Here is a 19,657-nt window from a genome sequence, read left to right on the forward strand (position 1 = left end):
TAAAATAAATTTTAAAGATTAGCGTTAAAAGTTATTATTAAAAATAAGTAAATTTTATTGTTTTAGTACAATATTTAATGTACACTTTAAGAAGATATGTTTGATTTAATTTCATGTCAGAAGCAAAAAGTTTAATTTTAGCAGCTATCCTTTCCATGTTGATCATGGTATCTTGGCGCATTATTTATGATAATTTTTTTAGTGCAAACCAAAACCAGCCATTGATTGAACATATCGAATCTTTTAACGACCTTGCTCCTATAATACACCAAAATCGTTCTGAAATTATTAATTCCACTCGAGAACAGAGGGTTAGTTTAACCAATAACATGATTAAAGGATCAATTTCTTTGAAAGGTGCAAGGTTTGATGACTTAATCTTAACTAACTACCACTTAGAACCGAGTTCTTCTTCTCCACAAGTGGTGTTACTGTCACCTGCAGAATCAAAAGATGTATATTTCGCAGAATTTGGGTGGCTCGATCCGAATGAAAAGATTAAAGTTCCAGATTCTAAAACAGTCTGGCAAGCAGATAAACTCAATCAAAAAGAGGTCAATTTATTTTGGGATAATGAAAATGGCATTTTATTTAGAATGAAAATTAGCCTTGACGATAACTACATGTTTAAAGTTGAGCAAATTATTGAAAACAATACAAAAGATAATGTAGTTTTGGTTCCTTATGGTAGAATTAACCGTAAACGTGACAATATCAACGAATCTTATTGGATATCCCATGAAGGAGTACTGGGTGCATTTGATAATAAACTAGAGGAGTGGACATATAAGGATATTTCCAAAAAACATTTAATAAAAGCAAGCACGAGTGAAAAAAATTGGTTTGGTTTTGCTGATAAATACTGGCTTACAGCCATCATACCTGAGAAATCCGATAAAATAAATGTAAGCATTAAGCATACTAACGCTAATGATATTGATAAATTTCAAGTAGATTTTGTCAAGCCTTATAAGAGCATACTTCCTGGCGCAAGTGTTTCTAATGTGAATTATTTTTTTGCTGGAGCAAAAAAGTTGAATTTACTGGATTCTTATAAGGATACTCTCAATATACCTTTGTTTGATAAAGCTGTAGATTTTGGTGTTCTTTATTTTATAACCAAGCCAGTGTTTTTACTGCTTGAATATTTTAACTTCGTTTTAAAAAATTTTGGCTTAGCAATATTATTGCTGACTTTAGTAATCAAACTTTTGATGCTTCCCTTATCTAATAGATCATATATTTCGATGTTCAAGGTGAAAAGCCTGCAGCCTGAATTAACTCGTATAAAAGAGTTGTATAAAAATGACAGCTTAAAGCAGCACAAAGAGACAATTGCGTTGTTCAAGAGAAACAATGTAAACCCAATGTCGAGCATTTTTCCCATGCTAATACAAATACCGGTATTTTTTGCTCTATATAAAGTATTATTTGTTACTATAGAGATGAGACATGCTCCTTTTTTTTTATGGATTAAGGATCTTTCAGCTCCTGACCCAACGAACATCTTTACATTATTTGGGTTGTTTAATTATAACTTTCCTATTTCTATAGGCATTTTACCTATAATTTTCGGTGCCACCATGATAATTCAGCAGAAGCTAAGTGAGAAAGATCAAACCAATAAAGATGATATTCAAGTAAATGTTATGAAGTTTTTACCTTACATTTCTGTCTTTATTTTTTCTTCTTTTCCTGCCGGCCTGGTAATATATTGGATATTTAGTAATATTATAACTTTAATTCAACAATCATTAATAAAGTTGTTTTTAACGAAAAAAGTGGTAGTAAATGTCGAAAATACTAATAGTTAATTCAATTTATTATGCTGAAATAGCAAACCTTTTGCTTGAAGGTGCAGTCGATAGATTAAAAGAAAGTCATGCAAGCTATGACATAATTGAAGTTCCTGGTGCATTTGAGATACCAGCTACAATTCTCTTTGCAGTAAAAAGCAAGAATGCTAATTATGACGGTTATTTAGCTCTTGGGTGCGTGATTCGCGGTGAAACTGATCATTATCAATACGTTTGTAAAGGGGTAATCGAAGGTTTAAATGAGGTTGTTATGCATTATGCAATACCCTTTGGTATGGGCGTAATTACCGCTGACAGCAAAGATAAAGCACTAGTTAGAGCTGACAAAAACAAAAAGAACGTTGGTGGCCATGCAGCCTCAACTGTTTTGCATATGATAGATTTACACAATAAATTAAAATAATGGAGGAAAAACCAGTAGATAAAAAGTGGCGCATAAAAAGAAGTACGGCAAGATTTCTTGCTGTACAAGTTGCTTATTCAAATATTTTTGTAGGTTACAACAAAAGCACTTTTAAATTGGAAAATTGTGAACTTAAGAACTACATAAGTAAGTTGAAAGATATATTTGAATGTGAAGAATTTGAACATCAGTTCTTAGAAAACTTGTTATATAAGGTTATAAAAAGCAGTGAAGAATATGATAAAATAATAGAGTCTTACTTACACCCAAGCTGGTCCCTTTCACGGTTAAATCTTATAAGCTTATCTATTTTGCGTGTTGCAATATGTGAGTTAGCTAATTGTGATACGCCAGTTCCAGTTGTCATTAATGAATATACTAACATTGCATCTGATTTACTTGATAAACCAAGCGAAATTGGTTTTATTAATGGGTTATTGGATAAGGCAAAAGATGCAGTTAAATTAAATAAAAATCCTTAGCAATTATAGCCAGCAAACACAGGGTGTCATCCGAGTAGCTGACACATAGCTGTATGAACATTGCAATTTGCGTGGCAGGTGGTGTCATTCCAGTCTGGAATCCAGCCTTTTCATAATCATCAAAACGTTGTATTTTAACATAAAACGGCTGCTTTTATGCTTACCAACTTAGCTGGATCCCAGACTGGGATGACACCATAGTCAAGCTTTTTCGTAAGTTACCTGCCACTTGAGCCAAAGCCCCCTGCATTGCGACCGGTTTCTTCTGTGCAGAATTCTTCTCTGTCATCCCAAATTACCTGAGATACAGGAGAAATAAGGATTTGTGCAATTCTATCTCCTCTTTTTATCTCATACGACTGATTACTTAGATTAATTAGGCAAATCTTCACCTCACCTCGATAATCAGAGTCTATAGTGCCCGGAGAATTTAAGACAGTAATTCCATGTTTTGCAGCAAGACCAGAACGTGGGCGGATTTGCCCCTCAAAACCGTTTGGTATTGCAATCACAATTCCAGTTGGAACAAGTAATCTCTCAAGTGGATTTAAAACAGCAGAGTCATTCAATGCAGCATAAAGATCCATACCAGCACTCTGCGTAGTTGCATAACATGGAAGAGACAAGTCTTCTCCGTGTGATAATCTCTTTATTTCTACTTTAATTTTACTTCTTTGCACTCCAATTTACCAACTATGAAGATTCAATTATAGCATGTAAATTGTATCTGCAAAAGTAATAAATGTTACACCGTAAATGATGTCATTCTAGTGCGTGACGCTAGGCCATAAAATAAGTTTTTCGTTTCTATATGCGCTACCTTAAGACTTTAATTATACAACGTCTTAACGCACTTAACCCCATCGACATATAAATTTGCATGACTTTTTTGAGTATTAAGCAATGCAAGTCCAATGTTGTCTACACTAGAGCGCAGTTCCCCTATTTCCTCATTATTTTCATTTGTCACTTTAGTGCCAATATCTGGAAGTGCGTTATCCCCCTCAACAAGATAAAGTTTTCTTCTGAATATTTCTTGTCTGCTCATTCGATTTACGACTTCCTGACCTACGTAACACCCCTTATTAAAGCTTATACCGTTTGCCTTATCGATTAAATATTGCAATGGGAACGATGAATTTTGTACCATATCTTTTGCTCCATCTGGGACAAGGTTTTTAATTCTAACTTTTTCATACTGAATAAAATCTCCAACCGGTTCTTTTATTTCATCTTTATGTATGATCCTCATTCCTAGCAGCTTGTGCCTTGGATCTTGAAAAATAACTCGTGACTTACTACTACACTCCGCCAACTTAGTATCAAACAAAACTCCAACCTTATATAGTGCACTAATGTCTTTAATTTTCACTCTCAAATAAGTTTTAAGTAAATCTAGTTTCTCGATTATTTGCTGTAAGTGCACATTTTCGCACTCTAAGAAAATATATCTACCATATTCAATAAGAAAAAAATCATATAGGTATTTTCCCTGAGGGCTAAGCAATAAAGAGTAAATAGCTTTTTGGCTATCTAGCTTATTAATATCATTGGTTATAATGCCCTGCAGAAAATCTCTAGTGTCAGGCCCATATAGCACTATCACACCACGACTTAAGAATGGTATATAACTCATGAAATCTCTATAAATAAACCTAAATTTTATTATATAACATTAGGCTCTTTTAGAAACTGCTTTTGGCGTGCATATTTTATATGGTGTGCATATTTTACAAGCTCCAGCCCTTGAAATCTAACTTACGAGTATATATATAAAGTTATAGGTTAATTTGTTGAGAGGAAAAGCAAATGTCAAGTATAAGTTTAAATGTATTGGATGATAGCGTGCTGATCAAGCCTATTAGCGAGGAAAAGCAGGGTGGAATTATGCTTCCATCAAGTGCTGAAAAGAAACCTACTAAAGGTGAAATTGTAGCAACTGGTGAAGGTTCACGCAACTCAAATGGCGAACGCATAGCTTTAACTGTAAAGGCTGGTGATAAAGTGTTCTATCGTCAATGGGCTGGTACAGAAATAGAACATAATGATGAAAAGCTTATCGTGATGAAAGAGTCCGATATACTTGCTGTCATTAAATAGCAGTCTTTATTTTACTAAATTGAAACAAAGCGCAACATGACGCATTGTAAATGGTTTTATTATAGTTTTCTAAATTTTTTATTAACAAGAGGTGATAAAAATGACTAATGTAGTAGTATCAGGTGAGCAGTTACAAGAAGCCTTTCGTGAAGTCGCAGCAATAGTGGATTCAACGGTAGCAATAACTGCGGGACCTAGAGGAAAAACAGTAGGGATTAATAAGCCCTATGGAGCACCAGAAATTACAAAAGATGGTTATAAGGTGATGAAGGGTATCAAGCCTGAAAAACCACTAAATGCTGCAATAGCAAGCATCTTTGCCCAAAGTTGTTCTCAATGTAACGACAAAGTTGGTGATGGTACAACAACGTGCTCAATATTAACTAGCAGCATGATCATGGAAGCTTCAAAATCAATTGCTGCTGGAAACGATCGTGTTGGTATTAAAAACGGAATACAGAAGGCAAAAGATGTAATATTAAAGGAAATTGCATCAATGTCTCGTACAATTTCTCTAGAGAAAATGGATGAAGTAGCGCAAGTTGCGATAATCTCTGCAAATGGTGATAAGGATATAGGTAACAGTATCGCTGATTCCGTGAAAAAAGTTGGAAAAGAGGGTGTAATCACTGTTGAAGAAAGTAAAGGTTCAAAAGAGTTAGAAGTTGAGCTGACTACTGGCATGCAATTTGATCGCGGTTATCTCTCTCCGTATTTTATTACAAATAATGAAAAAATGATCGTGGAGCTTGATAATCCTTATCTATTAATTACAGAGAAAAAATTAAATATTATTCAACCTTTACTTCCTATTCTTGAAGCTGTTGTTAAATCTGGTAAACCTTTGGTTATTATTGCAGAGGATATCGAAGGTGAAGCATTAAGCACTTTAGTTATCAATAAATTGCGTGGTGGTTTAAAAGTTGCTGCAGTAAAAGCTCTAGGTTTTGGTGACAGAAGAAAGGAAATGCTCGAAGATATAGCAACTTTGACTGGTGCTAAGTACGTCATAAAAGATGAACTTGGAATCAAGATGGAAGATCTGACACTTGATGATCTTGGTACTGCTAAAAATGTTAAAATTACTAAAGATAATACCACAGTTGTCAGCGAAAATAGCGATTCTGACAGTGTGAAAGCTAGAATCGAGCAGATCAAATCTCAAATTGAAACTTCAACTTCTGATTATGATAAAGAAAAGCTAAGAGAACGTTTAGCGAAATTATCAGGTGGTGTTGCTGTGCTAAAAGTTGGTGGAGCAACTGAAGTGGAAGTTAAAGAACGTAGAGATAGAGTTGAAGATGCGCTGCATGCAACAAGAGCTGCAATTGAAGAAGGCATAGTTCCAGGTGGTGGAGTTGCACTTCTTTATGCTTCATCTGTTCTCGACAAATTAAAAGGTGCAAGTGACGAAGAGCAAATAGGCATAAACATTATCAAGAAAGTTCTCAGTGCTCCAATTAGAAGGTTAGTTAAAAATGCTGGTCTTGAATCTGCTGTTATCATTGACTATTTGATTAAGCAGAATGATAAAGAGCTTATATACAACGTTGAGGCTATGAATTACGCTAATGCATTTACAGCTGGTGTGATTGATCCAGCAAAAGTGGTGCGTATTGCTTTTGAAACAGCGATATCTGTTGCGAGTGTGCTGATTACTACTGAATCTATGATAGTTGATGTACCAAGCAAAGAAAATGCTTCATCTCCTATGGGCGCAGGAGAAATGGGTGGCATGGGTGGATTCTGAGTAGAGTGAAGCCGTGGAGCAATTGCTCCACGGTAGTTCCAAAAAATCTCACATTTTACTATTCGTTAAAGGTAATACGTTTGGTGCAGAAAGGCACTACTGTTTGCATCCGTTTCACTCTTTTATATTGTGGTTGTCTAATAACAAAAAGGCAGCATAAGAAAACTATAATCCCTAGTATATTTATACTATAGCTGACCCAAGCAACACGTCATACCGCGATTCATTCACGGTATCTCTTGGCATAGATCCCGCTAACACGTAGCGGGATGACGAGCTTATTGTCATGCTGCCGCGAACCGTCATACCGCGATTCATTCGCGGTATCTCATCCGCTAACACGTAGCAGGACGACAGCAATCCTACGTCATACCGTGATTCATTCGCGGTATCTCGGCATAGATTCCGCTAACAAGTAGCGGAATGACGAATTTGTCGTTTTTTAGATTGTTGTAAGTCAGTTTAGCTATAGCATAATGCTATATTAATAAATAATCTATATAATGCTATTAAATGTAATAATTAAAATCTAAATCACTTTCTCTATAAAAGGAGAAATTTAACTTAATGAAAATATATATATATTTAATATTGTTTTTATTTTTTTCTTGCGCTCAACTATATGCTGACGAGGAAATTGCAAAATTTGATTTACTTATTGGCGAGATAAATGAAGCAAACCTCACTCTTAAAGGTGCAATAAAGGTTACAGTAGAACCAGGCTGGCACATATATTATAAAGATCCTGGAGATTTCGGTCTTCCCACTTCTTTTGATTGTAAGGGTAACACATTAAACATAGATATTTACTGGCCTACTCCAAAGGAACATAGAGATAAAGTAGGAAGAGAGATATTTATCAGTAACGTATATAAGGATATGGTATTATTTCCCTTTAAGATGAATGTGTTTTCAAATCAAGGGTATATTGACCTTAACTTCCATATAAATTATGCGATATGTAAAGATAGATGCATCCCTAAAAATGTTGAGATAAAAACCAGGCAACCACTAAAGGATTTCATAGATTCTGATATCAATAAACTTATAAATGAGTGGTATGAAAAATAGAGTTCTCATGGGGTAGGTGTCATTCCAGTGCGTGACACTGGAATCTCATTTACTTTTTTGTTCACTATGTGAGGAACTTGGGCCTACAAGTATATAAACATAATGGTTTCGCATAAAAAATTTAGATCCCAGTGTCACGCACTGGGATGACAAGAAAGGAGCGCTAGGATGACAGGAACGAAGTCATACGAACTCTAATAGAAAATAGGTTAGGTATTCTCAATTTTTGTTGTATACTTAAATAAAAATCTCACTTTTACAGATGGATACAGTAAAGTTTGTTTTATTACTGCCAACAATATTACTCATGCTAGTTGCTGGTGTTTACCTATCGGTTAAACTAAAATGGCTACAGATATTTAGATTGCCGTACGCCCTTTCACTCATTGGAGTTAAAAGAGGGGAAAATAAATTTTCTTCTATAGCCGCCCTGTTTACAATCTTAGGGGGAAATTTAGGAGTAGGAAACATTTCAGGAACTGCTGTTGCTCTAAAAACCGGAGGACCGGGCTCTATTTTATGGATGGCAATAATTATTGTTATCACTTCTGTGATAAAATATGTCACTTGTTATCTAAGTATAAAAACCAGAAAGGAAAAGAACGGACGGTTTATAGGTGGCCCTGTAGTCTACATGGCTGATGCATTTAATTCTAGAAAAGCTACAATTGTGTTTCTGGTTGTTATGATGATGGTTTCAATAACAGTTGGTAACCTTGTTCAGGTAAATTCTCTATCAATACCACTTAACATGATAGATGTGCCTGTAGTCATTGGTGGCATTGTAATGGCCATAATATTTTTTGTTGTTGCAGTTCTCAGCTTAAAAAAAATTAAAATTTTTATATCGGCTATGATACCGATAATGACGGTAAGTTACCTCACACTTTGCGGTATCATATTATTTAAGTTTAGTGAAAATATCCTTCCTTCTCTAAAATTAATAACAAGCAGTTTTTTTACAACTAGTAGCTTTAACTCTGGTTTATCTCTAGGTTTGATTTTAGAAATGTTGACTATTATTCAAGTCGGAACTTTGCGAGGTATTTTTGCAACAGATATAGGGCTTGGCCTCGAAGGAATCGTACATTCTTCAATTGTTCCTAAGAAAAATAATAATAAATTTATTATTGAGCAGAGTCTAATTACAATAATATCGCCTTTTATAGTTGCATTTATAGTGTTTATTACAACAATGGTACTGCTTGTCACAGATTCTTGGATCACTGATTTAGAGAGTACTAACATGTGCATATTTGCTTTTAGAAAAGCTATGAATTGGCCCTATATTGACTATTTAATTATGGCCATAATGTTTTGTTTTGCCTTTACTACTATTTTTACTTGGTTTTTTTGCTCAAAACAGACAATACGCTATGTGTCTATGGATAATAAATACACTAAAATCTGGATTGTAATTTTTACCATGATCATTCCGCTTGGTGCGATGGGTAAAGTCCGGTTGCTATGGGATGTCGCTGATATCTCGATTGCTGCTTTGTTATTTATCAACATACTCGCCATACTCAAGCTAACTTCTAAAGATCCAGAAGTGTTTACTGTGAGCAACAGATATTTAAAATTAGGCGCCAACTAAAAGTTGCCATCTGAGTAACAACACAACCTTCCTTAATAAAAATTCAACCAATGCTCGTGATAATTACATTAGCTAGTATTAGCTAGAACTAAAGGCAGAGGGTTATTAGTGAGGGGTATATGAACACTAACAATATACAACAAAAACACATTTATAATGAGCGCGTTCAAGAATTTTTTCCTTTATTTGATGAAATAAAAAAGGAAGACGACCTAATTTATAATGTTAGAGTTGATTTTAACATAGTAAAGTTTTTAACAGAACACGCCGACTGGAATTGGGACGAAGATGAAAACAAAAATAAAGCATGTGGAGTTATTCTTCAGGAATGCAACAAGACAGCTAGACAAGAGCTTGAAGATAAAGCTAAAGAAGAGTTGAATAAATATATTACTAGTGCTAATAACATTAATGATGATGTTGAAGATAAAAAAGTTTCAATATACGGTAATCATGCCAGTATTACACTGGAGGATAACAAGAAAGAGTTCAAAATCAGCGAATTTTTAAACAGTGATTTTTGTCAGAAGAATGGAATCTCGGGATTTTCAACGTTGCATAGTGATGGAAAGAGCGGAATGCATGGTTTTGTTGCCGAGGAAGGAGGGAAAAAAATAAGACATTATGTCGTAACCGATGGTTCATATGAGATGACTCTGAAATGGTACGCGAAAGGGGAAGAATGCAAGATCAAAATTAAGATTGATGCTAACGGTGTAGACCTTGTTAAAGGTGATGATTTTTCTCTAGAACGGTTAGAAGCGAATCAAGATGTAAAAATAGGTGGTTTATTCTTGCATGAAATAAAATTCAGGGAAAAAGGAAAAGTGAATGAGGTGCAACATGACGGAAAAGACAATCAAGTCCTTAACAAATCATCTGAAATCGCAATAAAAAGTAACAGTAGAGATATTGAGCAAGAGGTCAAAAAACCTGTTCAAAAACACCAAGCTACTCATATGAATCGAGAAATTGGGTCTCAGACCCCTTCGCTGCCACCACTTAGAACTACACCTGAAAAAGATGTTTTCAATGAGCAAGGGAGTGGAAGCCAAAAACCAGATGGCTTGCGCGGAAATGAGCAAACACCTAATAATCAGCAAAAAGGTGCAACTTCTGATCCTTCGGACAGTTCTACTTTCACCAAGTCTGTAAGCCACAATCAAGATAATAGGCAAAAAGATGAACGGTATGACAATCCTACATTTGGACATGCTGTACCTGGAAGCCAAAAACCAGATAGAAGTGAGCAAACACCTAATAATCAGCAACAACCTAAAACCCAGCAACAAGAAGGAAATAGCAAAGGCGATCTATTACAAGACATCAGAAATTTCAAGAGAAACAGCTTACGGCGCACTGGTGTTGTTGATGGTAGCGGAGCATCAATGGAAGGAGGCAGGAAAAATGAATCAACGTCTTCTATATTAGAAACATTAAAGGACAAAGTTCCTTACTTGCCTTATTCAAATATACATGAACATGACAGTGATAACCGTGGTGCTAGTGATGCTGAGTGGGAAGAAAGTAAACAGCCACTTTCTGTTCCAAAACCCAATAGCAAAAGTGACTCGGGCTATTCACCTCAAATTCATGCTCAACCTCAAGTAGATCCTGAGCAGCCAAAGAGGAGCTTAGAGAACATTGAACAAAGTGACCAAACTCCACCTGAAAATCTTCTTAAAGAAATCAGAGATAGATCACAGCAAGATAATAGAGGATTAAGGCAAGTTGATCCTACTGATAAACTGTCACAAGATAAAGAAGATGGGTTGCTAAAAGACAGTTCAACAGATGTAAAAACAAACGATTCGGGCTATTCATCTCCAACTCATGCCAATCATGGACAATCTCAAGTAAATCCTGGACAGTTAAAAGCGAGCCTAATGAATGTTGAACAAAGAGATGACACTCTACTTACGGAATTTACCAGTAAGTTGGATAAAGAAACTCAGAAGTTCCCACTAAAACCGGTGGATCAAAAAGGAATTAGTGAACAAACCAAAGAACATTTATTAGCAGCAGGATTGTTAAAAGACAGTTCAACAGACATAAAAACAGTGGCAGAACAAGAAAACAATGACACTAATTCAATTGTAGATAAAAATAGTAATCTATATAAATTACTAGAGAAAGATGAAGCACAACTGAAAATTGGAGTAATAGAAGAAGAAAGAAAAGATACTTTAACGGAACACACTGATAGTTATGATCGCAATAGAATTGCATTAGGTAACAGAAATAAAAGGCCACTGGATTGGACTAAACGTATTGCCGAGTCACAACAAGAAAAAGATACCAATAAAGGTATTTCAATATAAATTGAGGTTAGGGAATGTTCAAAAAAGCATACGCGTCAAGTTAAGGCCCAATATAGCACCATTCTGATACAATGTTGAACATTTCTTTTTGCATTTTGAATTCTATAGTATTTTGTTTAACATTGAAGCAAGAGTCCAGGCACTGCCTTTGTGTTTGAGGCAAAACCGGCTATAACACTTAACACACTGCCTTTGCAAACAAATGTTCGTACAGCTATATGCTGCACACTAGAATAACAGAAAGCAGAAACCTTACTTAATTGGTTTAAGGTGATTCGCACCCATTCCCTTTTGAAGAAAAGTGCTCAATTATAGGTGATATAATATAATCGTCCACTTTCTCAACTACAAACAACCCTGCAATCGGCGCTATGACTCCTATTGTTGCACCTGCTAAAGCTGCAGAGCCCATTCCAAGCATTGCACCAGGAAAAATAGCAGTTGCGGCTGCAGCAAGGCCAACTCCAATTGCAGCGCTTGCAACGCATGAAACGGCCATACTGAAAAGATCTTTCTTGGAGCATCCTCCTTTGCATATACTACATGCAGCCAATAATATTACAGGAACGGCAGCAACAATTCCACCTATAACCAAAGGTGACAAAGCTGTGAAACTCAATCCCAAACCTGTAAGTGCTCCTATTACTGATGCTACACCTAAAAGTATTAAACCTCCTTTATCCATACAACCTCCCTAATTAATCAATAAATAATAATATTACCATTTGTTCACATCTCCGTCAAGCAGAAAATTTTAGTGGGGCGAGCGACCAGGATCGAACTGGCGACATTCAGTACCACAAACTGACGCTCTACCAACTGAGCTACGCCCGCCAAGATATAAAATATCTAACATACGAGCGCAAATAGTCAATTGATTATTTAACTCTCCTTTTGTAGAGGGTTTTAAGTTTAGCCAATAAATATTTTCATTGATACTTTTACTATTATAGTTAATTGTATTGATACTAATGAAGTAGTGGTATGTTTAAAAGTATTTTCACATTTAGTTTTTTTACGGCTATTTCAAGGATCTCAGGGTTAATAAGAGATGTATTAATTGCTACGGTTATTGGTGCAAACTCTCTTGCAGACATATTTTTTTCTTCGTTTCGTTTTGCCAATCTATTTCGCGCATTTTTTGCAGAGGGAGCATTTACCACGTCCTTTATACCGTTATATTCAACAGAATCACACGATGATAAAAAGGCATTTAATTTTGCAAGTAGTGTAATATCCATTACGTTTATTATCTTAGTAATTTTTTGCCTTATCATGCAAACTTTCTCCCCTTATATGATTCAAATTTTTGCTCCTGGATTTGACCAAAGTAAGTTTACCCTTACTGTTACTTTATCAAGAATTATGATGCCCTACATAATCTTTGTTTCAATTGCATCACTTATTGGTGGAATGCTGCAAGTAAAGCAGCATTTTGCTTCAACAGCTATTGCACCAATCGTTTTGAATCTCTGTTTAATCATCAGTTTGTTTGTGCCTTACGTAAAAACTCCAGCGCACAACCTTTCTATAGCTGTCCTTATAGGAGGAATTTTCCAGCTACTTTTGATACTATTTAGTGCATACAAGTTAAAGGCAGCTTTTTCTTTTAGCCTTGAATTAAGCAATGAAGTAAGGTTGTTTTTTAAGCGTGTGATACCTGCAATTATCAACAATTGTGTAACTCAAATAAGTGTATGGATTGACACAATCATGGCGAGTTTTATACCAAATGCGGTATCCTATATATATTATGCCGATAGACTAAATCAACTACCGCAGGGAATAATCGGTACTGCAATCGGTACAGTGCTTCTTCCTTTAATTTCAAAACAGGTAAATAATACTGAAAATATAGTCAAAATACAGAACAAGGCTCTCAACATAGGATTAATGTTAATTATGCCAACAACTGCTGCCTTTATTATTATTCCCGACATAATTTTACTTACGCTTTTTTCTTACGGCCGGTTTGATCATTATGCAGTGCAGCAAACTGCTCCCACGTTAATAGCATTTTCTCTTTCTTTACCTGCATTTATTATAAATAAAGTATTGCTACCCACGTTTTTTGCTAAAGGCAATCTAAAAATACCAACTATGTTCTCACTAATGTGCCTTGGAATTAATGTAGTGCTAAACCTTTTGTTAATGAACGAGTATCAGCACACGGGGATTGCTATCGCTACTTTCGTTTCCACTTGGATAAACTCCATTCTATTAATTAGTTATTTAACAATAAATAAAATGTATAAGGTTAGCCAAGCGTTATTGTTAAATATCATGAAAATTTTTGTAGCAACGGTAGTCATGTCAATAGCCCTTTATATTTTTAATTCTTTGTTGGCAGGATTATTTTTTGATAAAATATTGGCTCGTATTGTTTATTTAACGACTTTAATAGCTTTGAGTGTTATTGTTTATTTTGGTATTCTCTATTTAATGTTTAGAGGAAATTTGAATAATTTGAAATATGTATAAACTAGATCTTTTGCTAAAGGAACAGCAAACGGTGTCATCCCAGTGTCGCGCACTGGGATGACAAGACGAAGAGATGCCGGAATGAGAGGTCTACTATGAAACTTTCTTTATACGCCATATTATCAATTTCTTTAGTATTAGTCCTTCTTCATGTTGCCGCAGTTTTTAAGGATTGGAGTGACTACAGGGAATATATCATAAAAGAGTTGGAGAGAACGTATGATGCTAAAGTGCATATTGGAGGGAAAGTTGAAGTTTCACTCATTACTCCAAAGCTCACTATTCATAATGTATATATACAATACAACGAAAATAAAGAGCAAAAGCTATCAGATTTAATTAGTGTAAGAAAAATTGAAATAAGGCCATCGTTCCTATCGTTGCTTTTATTCTCGTTGCAACCAAAGTCAATCACATTGTTTGGCATGAAAAGCAATAAAGAAAATTTAATTAATATTATAAATACAAAAGCCAGTGGTAACACAGTCGATATAGTAATAAAAGACAGCCAAGTAAGTTTTAAGAATGATTTCGCTAATTATAGCAGCATTGTTAATATAAAGGAAGTTGCTGTAAAAAAAAATAGGCAATTCTCTGGTAAAGTAAAGGTAGGTGATAATAATTACGATTTTTCAGGAAAGGTTAATATCACAAAAAAGAATGCATACATTAGTGTTGAATCAAATTTTGTAAATTTGCTATTTACAGGTAATAGAAATCAAGAAGAACTCCAGGGTAATTTAACACTAACGATTAATAATAGTTCCGGTTCTGTGAGTGATTTAGCAAAAATCATTAATCTTAGCTTTCTCTCTTGTGTTATTCCTAGTGAAAATATTGAGATATCATCTAATATCAACCTCGATGAAAATGAGTTTACGGTAACTGACTTGAAAATTGATTCCAAAAGCATGCAAGCCAGCGGTACAATACAAAATGATAGAAAAAGCGATCACACTAATTTCAATATTAGCTTCAGTAAAGTTGACTTAGATTCCATACAAGACAATTCACAAAAAACAACGAATATAAAAGACCTTCTGGAATGTTTTAGAGCAGTTGTGCCAAAGAACTTGAGCTTAAATTTTAATATGGAAGCTTCTAACATTCAATATCAAAACAAAATATTGGACAATTTCCGTGCTGTACTAAAATCCACTGATGGCAAAGTAAAAGTTAATACGCTTCTCAAATTTCCTGGAATCAATAATATATCTTATTTATCAGGAGAGATCTCAAACAATAATGCCCTATCTGAATTCAACGGTGATTTGTTAGTAGAAGGAAATGATTTTGAGTCATTCATTTCATGTTTTTTTCCTTCTATAAAGATGAAAGAAAACCAGAAAAATCAATTTACACTAAGTTCTAAACTGCACCTTGCACCAAGAATATTATCTATCTCAGACATTAGACTGCTAAATAATAAGGAATCCTTGCAAGGGTCAATTAGAGTAAGCCACACAAAAAAACGCAGTGTGATTGATGGTAAATTTAGCATGCATAATCTTGATGCAGATAAATATGATCATTCATTATTTAGCAGTTTATCTAAAATGCAACGGCTGAAAAATTTTCAGTATGATGCAAATATAAAGGCCAGTGTTAATAACCTTACATTGAATGATACGAAAATTAAAAATTTGGATTTTTTGCTGAAAATGGAAAAAGGTAAGCTAGTTGCAGATAAAATAAAACTATCTGGAGAAGATTTCGATATTACCGGTAATGCAAAAATATTAGTAGATCAAAAATACGCCAAACCTTTATTAGATGTGAACCTTACGGGCAATAAATTTAATGGAAATATCTTTAAATTACCAAATTTAGTAGAGGTAAAAAGAAATTCAAGAAATGAGATAGATCAAATTCAATGGTCAACAAAGCAGCTTGATTTTTTGGATGACAAAGAAGGCTTTGATGCAAATGTGCAAATCAATACTGCAGAATTTAAAACCGAGCAGAATGTTTTGAAAGATTTTAATTTGGATGCGGTAATGAGAAACAACGTTATCACTATCAGGCAGGCAAGTTACGTATTAGAACACGGGCAAGTGTTTTTTCAGGGTTATTTAAGATCAGACTCAATGAATACAAGATTTTCTATTGTAAATTTGGACACTAAAAAGATTGGTAAGGTTATAGGAATTGACAATGTAAATGGTCAGATAAGCTTAAGTGGTGCAATCAAAACTCAAGGAAAAAGTTTTCATGATTGGGCTAATAGCTTATCAGGAGATGTAAACTTACAAGCGCAGGGAATAGAAGTTACTAATGTAGATTTCAATTCATTTATCGCTAATTTGTTAAGCAGTAAGAATAAGTCTGAAATTTCCACATTTGCTTATGTTGATATATATAATGGCAGTACATTTTTTGAAAATATTAGCGGAAAAGCAAGTATTAAGAGTGGTATATGTTCAACTAGTTTACAATTCGGGATTGATCAAGCATCAGGGTCGATCTCTTCTAATTTAACCTTATCTAACTTCGCTTTAGCTTCTATATTCAGGTTCTTTTTCATACCACCAAACTATAGTAATCCAATCTATATCGATATGCATTTGGATGGCCCTATTTGGCGTCCTAAGATGAGTTTTGATGTAGACCAAATCTTCATCGCTCTGGTTGGCAAGAGGAATAGTTAATTTACTAACATCTGTTTATAAGAGTCATATGTGCTTGACACCTGGTTAATATTAGGTTAATATATTGATATGAGCGTTAAGTTGTAGGTAAAAAAAAATGTTTAGTATGTTTTCGAATCTTTTTGGCAAAAATTCTAATAATTCAAGTGTTATTGGAAGTGATGTAGAAGTTAGCCCTATAAAAGAAACAGTGACTCCTGTAGATATTGATGAGGGTTTTGAAGAGATTGATCTTGCAGAAATTGATGAGAAAGAATTTTTTGAATGTGCAGCAACACAAGAAGAACTAAATTCGTTGCTTGAATCTGAATCACAAGGTAAAACTATTTCTTATGCCCTTAAGCCATTGCTTTATACTGCAAAATATGGAGCTAAAGCGCTATCAGCAACAACGGTAGTTGTATCGTACGCCTTAAATGGGGCTTCATATGGTATAGCTGGTATATCTTATATTCCTCATGGTGCATCAAAAGTGCTTAAAAAATGCAAAGGAGAAGATAAAAACACAGTAGGGTATAAAATTACCACTTCTTCTCAGAACTTACTAGATTTTACGTCAGGTGCTATATATACTGTGTCATATGTACCATATGGTGCTGGAGTAGTTTTAAATGGAGTGTCTGGTATAGCGAATCAATTAGATTCCTCTTTATCTCCTGAAAAAATAGAGCAGATCTGCACTAAATCAGATTTGTTTGTAGACAACTTATCCAGTAAATTAAAGGGAATAAAAATAGAGAATTTTTCACAAGCTCTAGCGGTAGCTTGTTAGGCGTGTACGGTTTAGGAGACAATAAACTCATCTGAACGGATATCTTCAAGCATATCTGTTCAATGGTGCGGTAGAAAATGGTTGCGCAGACAAAGTTGCTATAGCTAGTGCAACCCTACGTCACACCGCCGCGGCGCTAACATGTAGCAGAATGACGAACCCTCAGTAAACCCAAAACTATAGGATAAAATAGACTAAATATGGTGTAATTTGGCTGATTTTTTTAATATTTTACAAAGTACAAAGCAAAAACTTAAACTCTTTTAAGTTGTCTTTTAGCCGCACAACTGAACGGATCAAACTTAACCTAACTCATCACCACCTGGCAGTGGTGGCAAGCCAAATGCTTCCCTTTTTTCATTGAGTGTCATAAAGCTTGCGTTTTCTACGTATTTCCACAACTTTTGCCTCTTTTCCATGAGAATTTCTATTGCATCTTTGTCGTACGACAAGCACAGATCCTCGCCAAATTTTGGTGTTAGCCAAGAATTCAGGTGACAGATAATATTTTCTAGCGTTGGTAAAACCGTCTGTTCCCAGAGGGATAAGCGTGCTTCGACTAAATTGCTATAAGTGTTATCACCTGGTATGCCAAGCAACTGCGGCGGGACACCAAAAGCCAGGGCAATATCGCGGGCTGAACTGTGTTTGGACTCAATAAAATCCATATCCCTTGGTGATAAGCTCATTTCTTTCCACTCCAAGCCTCCTTCAAGCAATATCGGTCTTCCAGCATTGACAGAACCTGAATAATGATCATTTATTTGCTCTTTTAAGCGTTGGTACTGCTCTTGACTTAAACTTCCACCACTCCCGTCCTTCGCTGATTTCACAACTATTGCACCACTTGGTCTTGCCCCATTTTGCAATATCGCTTGATTCCAAGCACCCGCCTGATTATGCTGATCTATACTGTATGCAGCTGCCTCAATTGGTGATAATCCATACCAATCATTCAAAGGGTTAAAGGTCTTTAGGTGCAACACTGCTGAACGTCCGGTTAGTTTATCAACTTTAAAGTCATAACCGTTGTTATTTATGGTATAACGATAGATATAAGGAACGTTATTTCTCCCTGGAACAATTTCAACCCTATCAGGGCGCAGAAGATAAAGCTCTGTTGGTGGTTTTCTATTGTTCTGCGACTCAACCATCAATATATAAGAATTGCCGTTAACTAACCGATAAGTTACAATCCCCTCAATAAATTCCGATTTTGATGTCATTGGATTAGGAGAATAAAGTAATTTCAGTAATGGATGGGCTTTTAGTTGCGATTTTCCCTGTTCAGTAAGCTGGCAGAGAGTAAAAGGTACCGAAGATGCAGCACTTGCAATCATATTAATTGCTCGAAAGGCAATAACATTTTTTATGTAACCTTCCTCAGCAAAACTTACATAATCACGCTTACTCCAACTTGGCTCCATCATTAGTTGCAAAGCAGAATATTTAGTAAATACTGCGCTTTTTTTTCTTTGAAAGATGTTGAAATTCATATGTGCCTCCTAAAAAATTGAATTTGTGGTAGAATTATATCAATTGGTGTCACAGGAAGGATATACTAACGTACGAACATTATGTTTGAGAGCAATCTCTACACAGTAGTTAAATGGCAGGCACAATAAGGGGTAGCAAAAAGAATGAGCTTTTTTTTTGAGCTGAGCGAAGCCACCTAAGGTAGAAAATGAATCAGGAAGGAGTAAAAATATATTTAATGTTTATATGATGTACTTACTTATAAATATCTTTTCTGTGTCCTATCTCTGTGATAACCACTTCATATTTTATAATATTTACGGAATAGATAACGCGATAATCACCTACCCTTAATCTTCTTTGTCCTTTAAATCTGTAATATAATGGCTCACCAAGGTTAATGGGATCAATTGTAAGGCGCTTATTTATCGCATTTATGATCCTTAATCTTATTGTTTTTGGAAGAGCTGGAAGGTCTTTCTCAAGAACGCTTTCTATGAAGATAATATTGTATTCCAGTCTACATCCTCACTTCTAATTTTCTTTACACCTGAAACATTACGTTTAGCAGCACGCTCAATTAGTATTTTATCTTCCTCATTTTCAATTGCTTCTTGTATTAGCTTCTCTGTTAGTTCTTTAATGGACTTATTTCTTATTTTAGCTAGTCCAGCAAGACACTCTGAAATTTCGTTGTTGAAAGTTATGCTAAATTTTGAGTTTGCCATATATTTTACCT

17 protein-coding genes and 1 tRNA gene are annotated in these 19,657 nt (G+C 34.9%); 11 read left to right on the plus strand and 7 right to left on the minus strand.

Annotated elements, in window-relative coordinates:
* The first annotated feature begins 113 nt into the window (after window positions 1-113).
* Genes yidC through nusB form a run of 3 tightly spaced genes read left to right on the plus strand, consistent with a single transcriptional unit; the run spans window position 114 to window position 2,702 of the window.
* Window positions 114-1,814 carry a membrane protein insertase YidC gene (yidC, locus tag ABWU75_RS01690; RefSeq protein ID WP_353286939.1) on the plus strand — a complete coding sequence of 567 codons (1,701 nt, stop codon included), beginning with the start codon at window positions 114-116 and terminating at the stop codon, window positions 1,812-1,814.
* Window positions 1,792-2,220 (plus strand): 6,7-dimethyl-8-ribityllumazine synthase, encoded by a 429-nt coding sequence (locus ABWU75_RS01695; RefSeq protein WP_253309653.1) that lies wholly within the window; start codon window positions 1,792-1,794, stop codon window positions 2,218-2,220. Before yidC ends, ABWU75_RS01695 begins: the two co-directional genes overlap by 23 nt.
* Window positions 2,220-2,702 carry a transcription antitermination factor NusB gene (gene nusB, locus ABWU75_RS01700; protein WP_264732067.1) on the plus strand — a complete coding sequence of 161 codons (483 nt, stop codon included), beginning with the start codon at window positions 2,220-2,222 and terminating at the stop codon, window positions 2,700-2,702. The genes ABWU75_RS01695 and nusB overlap by 1 nt, the downstream gene beginning before the upstream one ends.
* A gap of 218 nt (window positions 2,703-2,920) precedes the next feature.
* Here the strand turns inward: nusB and dut are convergent, their stop codons facing one another.
* Both dut and ABWU75_RS01710 read right to left on the minus strand, forming a co-directional pair.
* Window positions 2,921-3,382 carry a dUTP diphosphatase gene (dut, locus tag ABWU75_RS01705; RefSeq protein WP_264688252.1) on the minus strand — a complete coding sequence of 154 codons (462 nt, stop codon included), beginning with the start codon at window positions 3,380-3,382 and terminating at the stop codon, window positions 2,921-2,923.
* Between the two features lie 149 nt (window positions 3,383-3,531).
* Entirely contained in the window at window positions 3,532-4,338 is an 807-nt protein-coding gene (locus ABWU75_RS01710) for a YgfZ/GcvT domain-containing protein (protein WP_264732065.1), read from the minus strand.
* Between the two features lie 173 nt (window positions 4,339-4,511).
* Here ABWU75_RS01710 and ABWU75_RS01715 point away from each other — a divergent pair, with 173 nt between their 5' ends.
* From ABWU75_RS01715 to ABWU75_RS01735, 5 genes are all read left to right on the plus strand, one after another.
* The gene (locus ABWU75_RS01715) at window positions 4,512-4,802 is read left to right on the plus strand and encodes a co-chaperone GroES (RefSeq protein ID WP_373457551.1); all 291 of its coding nucleotides are present in this window, start codon (window positions 4,512-4,514) and stop codon (window positions 4,800-4,802) included.
* Between the two features lie 100 nt (window positions 4,803-4,902).
* Entirely contained in the window at window positions 4,903-6,552 is a 1,650-nt protein-coding gene (gene groL / locus ABWU75_RS01720) for a chaperonin GroEL (RefSeq protein ID WP_353286940.1), read from the plus strand.
* A 567-nt stretch (window positions 6,553-7,119) separates the two neighbouring features.
* Window positions 7,120-7,623 carry a protein-disulfide reductase DsbD domain-containing protein gene (locus ABWU75_RS01725; protein WP_353276210.1) on the plus strand — a complete coding sequence of 168 codons (504 nt, stop codon included), beginning with the start codon at window positions 7,120-7,122 and terminating at the stop codon, window positions 7,621-7,623.
* Window positions 7,624-7,885: 262 nt separating this feature from the next.
* Window positions 7,886-9,220 carry an alanine:cation symporter family protein gene (locus ABWU75_RS01730; RefSeq protein ID WP_353286941.1) on the plus strand — a complete coding sequence of 445 codons (1,335 nt, stop codon included), beginning with the start codon at window positions 7,886-7,888 and terminating at the stop codon, window positions 9,218-9,220.
* A gap of 119 nt (window positions 9,221-9,339) precedes the next feature.
* Window positions 9,340-11,541, plus strand: a complete 2,202-nt coding sequence (locus ABWU75_RS01735; RefSeq protein WP_353286942.1) for a hypothetical protein — start codon at window positions 9,340-9,342, stop codon at window positions 11,539-11,541.
* Window positions 11,542-11,806: 265 nt separating this feature from the next.
* Here the strand turns inward: ABWU75_RS01735 and ABWU75_RS01740 are convergent, their stop codons facing one another.
* Together ABWU75_RS01740 and ABWU75_RS01745 are read right to left on the minus strand one after the other, a co-directional pair.
* Entirely contained in the window at window positions 11,807-12,226 is a 420-nt protein-coding gene (locus ABWU75_RS01740; RefSeq protein WP_353286943.1) for a hypothetical protein, read from the minus strand.
* A gap of 73 nt (window positions 12,227-12,299) precedes the next feature.
* Window positions 12,300-12,375, minus strand: a tRNA-His gene (locus tag ABWU75_RS01745).
* A 150-nt stretch (window positions 12,376-12,525) separates the two neighbouring features.
* Between ABWU75_RS01745 and murJ the strand changes: the two genes are divergently transcribed.
* The 3 genes from murJ to ABWU75_RS01760 all read left to right on the plus strand — a co-directional run bounded on the left by murJ (window position 12,526) and on the right by ABWU75_RS01760 (window position 17,442).
* Window positions 12,526-14,022, plus strand: coding sequence for a murein biosynthesis integral membrane protein MurJ (gene murJ / locus ABWU75_RS01750; protein ID WP_353286944.1), 1,497 nt, complete (start codon window positions 12,526-12,528; stop codon window positions 14,020-14,022).
* Between the two features lie 95 nt (window positions 14,023-14,117).
* A complete protein-coding gene (locus tag ABWU75_RS01755) occupies window positions 14,118-16,670 on the plus strand; it encodes an AsmA-like C-terminal region-containing protein (RefSeq protein ID WP_353286945.1) in 2,553 nt (850 codons plus the stop codon).
* A 97-nt stretch (window positions 16,671-16,767) separates the two neighbouring features.
* Entirely contained in the window at window positions 16,768-17,442 is a 675-nt protein-coding gene (locus ABWU75_RS01760; RefSeq protein WP_341822732.1) for a hypothetical protein, read from the plus strand.
* A 302-nt stretch (window positions 17,443-17,744) separates the two neighbouring features.
* Here the strand turns inward: ABWU75_RS01760 and ABWU75_RS01765 are convergent, their stop codons facing one another.
* The 3 genes from ABWU75_RS01765 to ABWU75_RS01775 all read right to left on the minus strand — a co-directional run bounded on the left by ABWU75_RS01765 (window position 17,745) and on the right by ABWU75_RS01775 (window position 19,646).
* A complete protein-coding gene (locus ABWU75_RS01765) occupies window positions 17,745-18,938 on the minus strand; it encodes a phage portal protein (protein ID WP_353286946.1) in 1,194 nt (397 codons plus the stop codon).
* A gap of 235 nt (window positions 18,939-19,173) precedes the next feature.
* A complete protein-coding gene (locus ABWU75_RS01770; RefSeq protein WP_309166922.1) occupies window positions 19,174-19,437 on the minus strand; it encodes a type II toxin-antitoxin system RelE/ParE family toxin in 264 nt (87 codons plus the stop codon).
* Window positions 19,413-19,646 carry a DUF6290 family protein gene (locus ABWU75_RS01775; RefSeq protein WP_010081986.1) on the minus strand — a complete coding sequence of 78 codons (234 nt, stop codon included), beginning with the start codon at window positions 19,644-19,646 and terminating at the stop codon, window positions 19,413-19,415. The genes ABWU75_RS01770 and ABWU75_RS01775 overlap by 25 nt, the downstream gene beginning before the upstream one ends.
* Between the last annotated feature and the right edge of the window lie 11 nt (window positions 19,647-19,657).

The sequence above is a fragment of the Wolbachia endosymbiont (group A) of Anthophora plumipes genome (assembly GCF_964028115.1).
Taxonomy (GTDB): Bacteria; Pseudomonadota; Alphaproteobacteria; order Rickettsiales; family Anaplasmataceae; genus Wolbachia.

Excerpts from the sequence above, each read along its gene's own strand:
- yidC (WP_353286939.1), top strand. The coding sequence starts at position 114 with ATGTCAGAAGCAAAAAGTTTAATTTTAGCAGCTATCCTTTCCATGTTG.
- ABWU75_RS01695 (WP_253309653.1), top strand. The coding sequence starts at position 1,792 with ATGTCGAAAATACTAATAGTTAATTCAATTTATTATGCTGAAATAGCA.
- nusB (WP_264732067.1), top strand. The coding sequence starts at position 2,220 with ATGGAGGAAAAACCAGTAGATAAAAAGTGGCGCATAAAAAGAAGTACG.
- ABWU75_RS01710 (WP_264732065.1), bottom strand. The coding sequence starts at position 4,338 with ATGAGTTATATACCATTCTTAAGTCGTGGTGTGATAGTGCTATATGGG.
- ABWU75_RS01715 (WP_373457551.1), top strand. The coding sequence starts at position 4,512 with ATGTCAAGTATAAGTTTAAATGTATTGGATGATAGCGTGCTGATCAAG.
- groL (WP_353286940.1), top strand. The coding sequence starts at position 4,903 with ATGACTAATGTAGTAGTATCAGGTGAGCAGTTACAAGAAGCCTTTCGT.
- ABWU75_RS01725 (WP_353276210.1), top strand. The coding sequence starts at position 7,120 with ATGAAAATATATATATATTTAATATTGTTTTTATTTTTTTCTTGCGCT.
- ABWU75_RS01730 (WP_353286941.1), top strand. The coding sequence starts at position 7,886 with ATGGATACAGTAAAGTTTGTTTTATTACTGCCAACAATATTACTCATG.
- ABWU75_RS01735 (WP_353286942.1), top strand. The coding sequence starts at position 9,340 with ATGAACACTAACAATATACAACAAAAACACATTTATAATGAGCGCGTT.
- ABWU75_RS01740 (WP_353286943.1), bottom strand. The coding sequence starts at position 12,226 with ATGGATAAAGGAGGTTTAATACTTTTAGGTGTAGCATCAGTAATAGGA.
- murJ (WP_353286944.1), top strand. The coding sequence starts at position 12,526 with ATGTTTAAAAGTATTTTCACATTTAGTTTTTTTACGGCTATTTCAAGG.
- ABWU75_RS01755 (WP_353286945.1), top strand. The coding sequence starts at position 14,118 with ATGAAACTTTCTTTATACGCCATATTATCAATTTCTTTAGTATTAGTC.
- ABWU75_RS01760 (WP_341822732.1), top strand. The coding sequence starts at position 16,768 with ATGTTTAGTATGTTTTCGAATCTTTTTGGCAAAAATTCTAATAATTCA.
- ABWU75_RS01765 (WP_353286946.1), bottom strand. The coding sequence starts at position 18,938 with ATGAATTTCAACATCTTTCAAAGAAAAAAAAGCGCAGTATTTACTAAA.
- ABWU75_RS01775 (WP_010081986.1), bottom strand. The coding sequence starts at position 19,646 with ATGGCAAACTCAAAATTTAGCATAACTTTCAACAACGAAATTTCAGAG.